Origin of the sequence: Xanthomonas axonopodis (genome assembly GCF_001304695.1) — a bacterium.
GTDB classification, from domain to species: domain Bacteria; phylum Pseudomonadota; class Gammaproteobacteria; order Xanthomonadales; family Xanthomonadaceae; genus Xanthomonas; species Xanthomonas axonopodis.
In genome coordinates this window covers 1-1,934 of the sequence record NZ_JFAQ01000306.1, presented here as the reverse complement: position 1 = coordinate 1,934, position 1,934 = coordinate 1, and the positions used below count along the sequence as shown (strand labels likewise).

At 66.1% G+C, this 1,934-nt stretch carries 1 protein-coding gene and 1 pseudogene; both read left to right on the top strand.

The annotated features are described in order from the left end of the window. Positions 1-72: 72 nt before the first annotated feature. A pseudogene (locus XAXN_RS19960) lies at positions 73-567 on the top strand (cupin domain-containing protein). A 203-nt stretch (positions 568-770) separates the two neighbouring features. Next, entirely contained in the window at positions 771-1,580 is an 810-nt protein-coding gene (locus XAXN_RS19955) for a pseudouridine synthase (RefSeq protein ID WP_151425117.1), read from the top strand. Positions 1,581-1,934: the final 354 nt, after the last annotated feature.

The following is a 1,934-nucleotide window of genomic DNA, read 5'->3' as shown; positions in this document are numbered from 1 at the left end:
CCAAGGTCCGCTGCTTCATCGGCTTGCACCACCATCGCTGCGAAGCACTTATCCTCGCATCTTTGGAACTTGATCAGCGTTGCCTTCGACGCAAGCACACCGGTGGCGGCGATTGCTGCGCTGGATGCGCCGCCGTGCACGCAACACTCCAGCTATCCGCCGGTGGTCGCCGCGCAGATGGGCGGCCGCCAGAAGCGCGCACTGGGCGAGGTGTCCGGGCTGCGCAACGTCGGCGTCAACCTGACCACGCTGGCGCCGGGCGCACGCTCGGCGCTGCGGCATGGACATTCGCAGCAGGATGAATTCGTCTACATCGTCAGCGGCGCGCCCAGCCTGATCACCAACGCCGGCGAGCAGTTGCTGCAGCAGGGCATGTGCGTGGGCTTCCGCGCCGGTGACGGCGATGCGCATTGCCTGATCAATCGCAGCCAGGCGGTGGTGACGTACCTGGAAGTGGGCGACCGCAGTGCCGGTGATTGAGTGACCTATCCGGACGATGACCTGATGCTGGTCTCCATGGCAGACGGCCAGCGCGCGTACCGGCACAAGGATGGCACGCCCTACTGAGCGCGCTGGTGGTGGTCCATCTGTTGGCGTTGCACGATGGTGCAACACACCGCGAAACACGCATCCGCCTGCTCTGACGCTGGCGTGGTTCGGGCAAGTGAGACGTAAAGCAGCCACCCACGCAGCGGGCAGGCATCAGCTGCGTGGGTAGCGCGCAGCAACCGCACCTTACGATAGGTACATCCGCATATGGCGCGGTGCGCATGGCCTGGCGACGCCACCGTGGCTGTGTTCGCTGCCGGCAGCGCAGCGATGCAGTGGCATGCGGTGTCGGCGACGCGGATAATCCGCCGGTGAGCATATCCCCCAAGCATCTGCAGATTCTCTACCAGGACGATGTCCTGGCCGTTGTCGACAAACCGGCCGGCCTGATGGTCCATGACAGCAAGCTGGCGCGTGGGGAGGACGACTTCCTGGCCGACCGCCTGCGCGAGCAGCTGGGCAAGCCGATCTTTCTGGTGCACTGGCTCGACCGCGCCACCAGCGGCTGCCTGCTGCTGGCCTTCGATCGCGACAGCGCCAGTGCGCTGGGCAAGGCCTTGATGGCCGGCGAGGTGGAGAAACATTATCTCACCGTCTGTCGCGGCTGGCCGGCCGAGGAGCGCTTCATCTTGGACCATGACCTGGACGGCGGGCCGGGCAAGCCGGTCAGGAAACCGGCAGTGACGCATTTCCAGCGTCTGGTCACCGGCGAACTGGAAATTCCTTCCACCGGGTTCACCACCTCGCGCTACGCACTGCTGCGCTGTCAGCCGCAGACCGGTCGCTTTCGGCAGATTCGCCGGCACATGAAGCATCTGTCGCATCACATGATCGGCGACGGCCGCCACAACCGCAGTTTCCGCATGCTCGGCATCCACCGCATGTTGCTGCACGCCGAACGCCTGGAATTTCCGCATCCGGCCGATGGCCGGCGCAGCAGCGTCACCGCGCCGCTGGATGCAGAATTCGCCAAGGCGTGTGCGCTGTTTGATTGGGACGTGGCCGGCTTGGTGGCGGCACACGGGGAGTGAGGCCACCTCGCTAGCGATCTGGCGCGGCATCAACTTCGATCAGTGGCGTTTCCGGGCAAGCGTACCCTCACCCCACCGGCGGATGCTTCTGACACGGGGGTGATGTACGGCTTGCTGGATTCGCCCAGCGTTGCCGGCGCGTACCCCCCGCCCCGCACCCCCGCCCGCGCTGGCAGCGCGGGCGCTCCAAGAAACGCGCGCCAATGGCACACAAGGGGTGCCTTCTCGCCCAGCAGGGACGTTGCATGCGCGAGTCGCTGTCGTCCACCACAAGCTCGACCACGCGAGCCGATGCTTCCTTCTCCCGCCGGGAGAAGGTGCCCCGCAGGGGCGGATGAGGGGACGTGCGAAGCC

Excerpts from the sequence above, each read along its gene's own strand:
- XAXN_RS19955 (WP_151425117.1), top strand. The coding sequence starts at position 771 with ATGGCCTGGCGACGCCACCGTGGCTGTGTTCGCTGCCGGCAGCGCAGC.